3 protein-coding genes are annotated in these 6,364 nt (G+C 42.0%); all 3 read right to left on the bottom strand.

The genetic code is table 11. From position 1 onward, the window contains the following. Window positions 1–552: 552 nt before the first annotated feature. Window positions 553–1,170, bottom strand: coding sequence for an HI_0552 family protein (locus tag ACEYJ7_RS06980; protein WP_373778356.1), 618 nt, complete (start codon window positions 1,168–1,170; stop codon window positions 553–555). 143 nt (window positions 1,171–1,313) lie between these two features. Continuing rightward, entirely contained in the window at window positions 1,314–2,171 is an 858-nt protein-coding gene (locus tag ACEYJ7_RS06975) for an FRG domain-containing protein (protein ID WP_373778355.1), read from the bottom strand. A 126-nt stretch (window positions 2,172–2,297) separates the two neighbouring features. Continuing rightward, the gene (gene purL / locus ACEYJ7_RS06970; protein WP_373778354.1) at window positions 2,298–6,194 is read right to left on the bottom strand and encodes a phosphoribosylformylglycinamidine synthase; all 3,897 of its coding nucleotides are present in this window, start codon (window positions 6,192–6,194) and stop codon (window positions 2,298–2,300) included. Window positions 6,195–6,364 lie beyond the last annotated feature (170 nt).

The following is a 6,364-nucleotide window of genomic DNA, read 5'->3' as shown; positions in this document are numbered from 1 at the left end:
CAAAATTGAAAAGATAGCGCTCGTCTCTGACGAGTGCTGTAATTTAAGAAAAGAAAAATACTTTAAGTATAGAAAAAATGGCACTCGTCAGAGACGAGCGCCATCAGGGGGATCCGTAACCACCCGATCGAATATATCGGTCAAGAATTACGCGGTTACATGACCGACATGAAACGTATTTCTTCACAAGGCTAATCGCCGAACAGATTAAAAAGCCGGTTCATCATGAACCGGTTTTTTTGTTGCAGTTTACCGCTTAAGGCAGTGATACAAGCGGTCAATTTCACTTAATTTTTTACAAAATAGAAAAGATAGCGCTCGTCTCTGACGAGTGCTGTAATTTAAGAAAAGAAAAATACTTTAAGTATAGAAAAAATGGCACTCGTCAGAGACGAGCGCCATCGGGGGTTGCTAACATTTAAAGAAAATAAACATTAGCAACAATTTTGTCCACTTGGCATAGTTTTTGGCAAAACAGCAACAAATTTGTCTACTATGCCAATAAGCGATAGGATTTGCAAAAAGATATGCAAATCCTACCGCTTGATTAGGCTATAAATGACAAGTTTCATAAAGCGGTAATAATTCTCGAATAGTTTGGCAAATAAATTCTGCTACATCTATGTTATCTAATTCTTCTTTCTCTATGTTTTTTCCAATACAGAAAAAGTCCTCTTCATTTTCTAAAATAAGAGAGTCTAAAGAAATCTCTTTTATTTTAGAAAAATCATCATATTCACTTTCAGTGCCTCGCCAGATATCAAAATCCCCATATTTTTCTTGATCTAAAAGCGATAGCCATTGATTATATTGGCTAACATTAATTTGCGAGCGATCTGCTCTGTAACAATGCCAATCTAAGCTAACGGATAAACGTCGGCGATTTAAAATTACAGATAAAATGGCAGCCGAATTTTGATGAAATTCATATTTATAATAAGCAAAGAAATGCGCCCGAACTTGCCAACCATTACACCATTTTTCAATATGTGGTTCAGCAAATGGAAAACCTAATTTCTGATAAACATCAAGGTTTAGTTTTTTCCATATTTCCCAATGTTTTTTATACTCAGACTTAATCTGAGGAATATCTTCAGGACAATATTTCTTCATTTGCGAAAATTGAAAGAAGGGGATATTAAAGAGTGAGCAGGATTCTGATGTGAGCATAATCATTTCATTGTGTGGATTAAATAAGGGGTGTATCTACCCCCCCTAAAGAGATTTATTAAAAGTCTTCAAAGAATTGCTGAATTTTAACAGGGTCTTTTGTTTGTGTTAAAGCAAGCTATAAAAGCACGCTTTGTTAAGTATCATTTATACTTACTACTAATATATTTAGCGGCAGCAGAAATACTAGGAAACATTGATGAATCATTTATGTTTAAACTGTCTAGCTCTTTTTTTATAGTTTCCTTGTTATCTTTATGGATCTCAATGCTACTAATTTCTATACCTTCAATATTTTCACTTAAATCTAGATCTTTTACATTTAATCCAAATAATAAGAAAGCACCTGATTGAGCAATAATTCTTTCATTATTCATTTTAGACTTCACAGCTATAACCTTAAATAAATCAGCAGGGTTTATATTGTTATGAAAATGGGGTTTTTCATCTTTTATGAAATGCAATAATCTTGTTACAGGTATTAATTTACAGAATTCATTTATTGATATTTCAGGATTATCACTATAACTCTTTATAATTTCATTTTTTTCTTCAAAAGATAAATATGCTAAGTTAGCAATACAGCTTGCAGTATCACTATCATAGTATTTCAATTTGTCTTTTTTTATCTTCAATATAAATATTTTCCCATTTACTGGATTTTTAGATAAATCACCAATTGCAAAATATAATGCAACTAAAGGATTAAATGTTAAATCAAGTAGTCTTGTTGGTAATTCATAATGTTGAGCACGAATTAATTGTTCTAATGTATTTTTATCGCTTTCAAATTTGTCAGGATAAAGCGAAACTAGTTCACGGAATATGATATGCTCATTTTTAGGGTGATTTGAGCTTTCTCGTAAAACATTAGGGTTTAAATGGTGTTGCTTATCTCTTTGTCCACGGAAAAGCAAGATTTCATCATCATTTAACGATGTAGATAATGATGATATTTTTTTGATAAATCCATTAAGGCTAGTGATTGGTTTATTTGGCATATAATTATCTCCTATAATCAATAATAGATATAGCCCTAGGTAATTAACTAGAGCTATATTTTTTAATTAAAATTTTGGCAGAGTTTGTCAAAAACGAGTATTATCTTAGGTCTTCAATAATTTAAATTACCCTAATTCTACCCTCGCATTTCTAAACAATCTCATCCAAGCCCCATCTTCCGTCCAGTCTTCCGGATACCAAGAGTTGCTCACTGCACGGTAAACACGTTCTGGGTGTGGCATCATAATGGCAACACGGCCGTCTAGGTTAGAAATGGCGGTAATGCCGTTTACTGAGCCGTTCGGGTTGGCTGGGTAAACTTCGGTTGGGTTGCCGTTATTGTCGATGTATTGGGCGATAACCAAGTTCTGTTTTTGTAAATTTTCAAGCTGATCTGACCGCTTGAATTCGACCTGTCCTTCACCGTGAGAAACGGCAATCGGCATATGCGAGCCGGCCATTCCGCTGAACCAGAGTGAGTTGGTGTCGTTGATTTTTACCAGTCCCACACGGGCTTCAAAACGTTCGGATTTGTTACGCACGAAGCGTGGCCAGTTTTCTGTGCCAGGGATAATTTCCGCCAAGTTTGACACCATTTGGCAGCCGTTACACACACCTAATGCAAGGGTGTTCGGGTTAGCGAAGAATTGGCTGAATTGATCGCGTAGCATTGGGTTGAATAGGATCGATTTCGCCCAGCCACCACCTGCACCGAGTACATCGCCATAAGAGAAGCCGCCACACGCCACGAGAGCGTTGAAGTCAGCAAGATTGCGTCTGCCAGCCATTAAATCGCTCATATGCACATCAATCGCATTGAAGCCGGCGCGATCAAAGGCGGCTGCCATTTCGTAATGGCTGTTTACGCCCTGTTCACGCAAGATTGCCACTGTCGGTTTCACGCCACGGTTGATAAACGGTGCGGCAATATCTTCATTGACATCGTAGGTTAAGAATGCAGATAATCCTTTGTTATTCGGGTCTTTTTTGGTTGCAAATTCTTGATCGGCACATTCAGGATTGTCACGCAAGCGTTGCATTTGGTGCGTAAGTTCCGCCCAAATTCCGCGCAATTCAGAGCGTTTTTCGCTGAGTAATTTGCGTGTGCCACTGGTGATTTCAAACAGATCGCCTTCCGTTGCCGAGCCGATGTCTTTGGTAATGTGTAGCAAGTTGTGGGCTTTCAACACATCACGCACCGCATTTAAGTCGCTCTCTTTGATTTGAATAACCGCACCGAGCTCTTCGTTGAATAACACCGCTAAATCGTTGTCGCCTAATGCGGTAATGTGAGCCGATACGCCACAGTTGCCGGCAAACGCCATTTCCGCAAGTGTGGTGATTAAACCACCGTCCGAACGGTCGTGGTAAGCGAGTAATTTATCGTCTGCAACTAGGGTTTGCATTGCATTGAAGAAGTTTTTTAAGGTTTCCACATTCACCACATCGGCAGGTTTATCGCCAAGTTGTTTGTAAACCTGTGCTAATGCGGTTGCACCTAAGCGGTTTTTGCCTTCGCCTAAATCGAGTAACAATAAGCGAGTTGCGCCTTTGTCAGTACGAAGTTGTGGGGTAACGGTTTTACGCACATCTTCCACGCGCGCGAAAGCCGAAATGACGAGAGAAAGTGGAGCGGTAACCGCTTTTTGCTCGCCGCTCTCTTCCCAAGTGGTACGCATTGACATTGAGTCTTTACCCACAGGAATAGTAATACCGAGTGCAGGGCAAAGTTCTTCGCCCACCGCTTTCACCGCTTCATATAAACCGGCATCTTCACCTGTGTGGCCTGCCGCCGACATCCAGTTTGCCGAGAGTTTAATGCGTTTAATATCGCCGATATTAGTTGCAGCAATGTTGGTAATGCTTTCCGCCACCGCTAAGCGAGCAGACGCACCGAAATCAAGCAAGGCAACCGGTGCGCGTTCGCCCATTGCCATTGCCTCGCCGTGATAGCTGTCTAAACTTGCGGTAGTCACGGCACAGTCGGCAACAGGGATTTGCCACGGGCCGACCATCTGATCACGAGCCACCATCGCAGTGACCGAGCGGTCGCCGATGGTAATTAAGAAAGTTTTTTCCGCCACCACTGGCAAGCGTAACACACGGTGGAAGGCTTCTTTAAGCTGAATGTCTTCCTGTGCAAGCGGTGGGTTTTGGACGGTTTTTGACGAAACCTGACGGTGCATTTTCGGGGTTTTGCCAAGTAGCACGTTCATCGGTAAATCAATCGGATTATTGTCAAAATGATCATCGTGCAGGGTTAAATGCTTCTCTTCGGTCGCTTCGCCGATCACTGCATAAGGCGCACGCTCACGTTGGCAAAGTGCTTCAAATAACGGCAATTTGTCCGCCGCAACCGCTAATACATACCGCTCTTGCGACTCGTTACACCAAATTTCAAGCGGTGACATTCCTTTTTCATCACACAGAATTTTGCGTAAATCGAACTTACCGCCACGATCTCCGTCGTGAACTAATTCCGGCATTGCGTTCGATAAACCGCCGGCACCCACATCGTGAATAAATAAAATCGGGTTCTCATCGCCTAACTGCCAGCAACGGTCGATCACTTCTTGGCAACGGCGTTCCATTTCCGGATTTTCACGCTGAACGGAAGCAAAATCTAAATCTTCTTTGGATTTGCCAGACGCCATTGACGAAGCTGCACCACCACCTAAGCCGATATTCATTGCAGGACCGCCAAGCACAATTAACTTCGCCCCAACAGGAATTTCGCCTTTTTGAACGTGTTCGGCACGAATGTTACCGATACCGCCGGCGAGCATAATCGGTTTGTGATAACCACGCACTTCTTCTCCGCCAAAGCTGTTTACTTTTTCTTCATAAGTACGGAAATAGCCAAGCAATGCAGGACGACCAAATTCGTTGTTAAACGCCGCGCCACCCAGCGGACCTTCAATCATAATATCTAACGCAGAAGCAATACGGTTCGGCTTAGAAAGCGGATTTTCCCACGGCTGTTCAAAGTTTGGGATCACTAAGTTAGACACCGAGAAGCCTGTCAAACCAGCTTTTGGTTTCGCTCCACGCCCTGTCGCCCCTTCATCACGGATCTCTCCGCCTGAGCCTGTCGCTGCTCCTGGGAATGGCGAAATGGCTGTCGGGTGGTTGTGGGTTTCTACTTTCATTAAAATATGTGCATCTTCTTGATGATAGCGATATTGCCCGTCCTGGTCTGGGAAGAAGCGACCTACGGTTGAACCTTCCATTACCGCCGCATTATCTTTATAGGCAGAAAGCACATAATCCGGGGTTTTCTCAAAGGTGTTTTTAATCATTTTGAACAGCGATTTCTCTTGTTTTTCGCCGTCAATCGTCCAGTCTGCATTGAAAATTTTGTGACGGCAATGCTCGGAGTTTGCCTGTGCGAACATATAAAGCTCAATGTCGTGCGGATTGCGGTTTAACGCTGTGAAATTTTCCACCAAATAATCAATTTCATCTTCCGCCAACGCCAAACCTAATTCCACGTTTGCCACTTCTAAGGCTTTGCGACCGCCGTTTAAAATATCTACGGTCGTAAACGGCTTCGGTTCGTGTTGGGCGAACAGTTGGCTTGCTTGGTTTTCATCGGTTAAAACGGTTTCTAACATACGGTCGTGCAACAAGCCTTTTAGGGTTGCCAACTCTGTTTCATTCAACGCTTGTTCAAACTCAAAATAGTACGCCAAACCACGCTCAATGCGGTTTACCGCCGATAAGCCACAGTTATGGGCAATATCTGTCGCTTTTGACGACCACGAAGAGATCGTGCCAACTCGAGGAGTCACAATCAAACAAAAGCCCGTTGGTTCGTGTTCCGCAAGGGTTGGACCATAATGCAACAGCTCTTGAATTTTTTGTGTTTCATCAGCGACAAGCGGTCGGTTTAACTCAACAAAATGCAAATACTCGGCATAGACCGATTTGACAGGCAGTTGATGTTGCTCGAATTTTTGTTGAAGTTGGTTTAAACGAAAGTCAGATAAGGCAGGTGAGCCACGAAAGGTTTGTACAGTCATTGGGCAGTTCCGTATAAAATAAGAAAAATAGCTTTAGCTATATTATAACGAATTGCGCAAACGTTTGCATTGCAAAATTTTTAACGAAACTGACCGCTTGTAAGGAAGCACTTTTTGACTTGAATCAAGAGAAAAGCATTTATTACCGACAAATTCATTTTTTTCTGTGA

Source organism: Glaesserella sp. (genome assembly GCF_041814905.1).
Lineage (GTDB): Bacteria > Pseudomonadota > Gammaproteobacteria > Enterobacterales > Pasteurellaceae > Glaesserella.
Note: the sequence above shows the minus strand (reverse complement) of the source record. Positions and strands in the feature narration are given on the sequence as shown.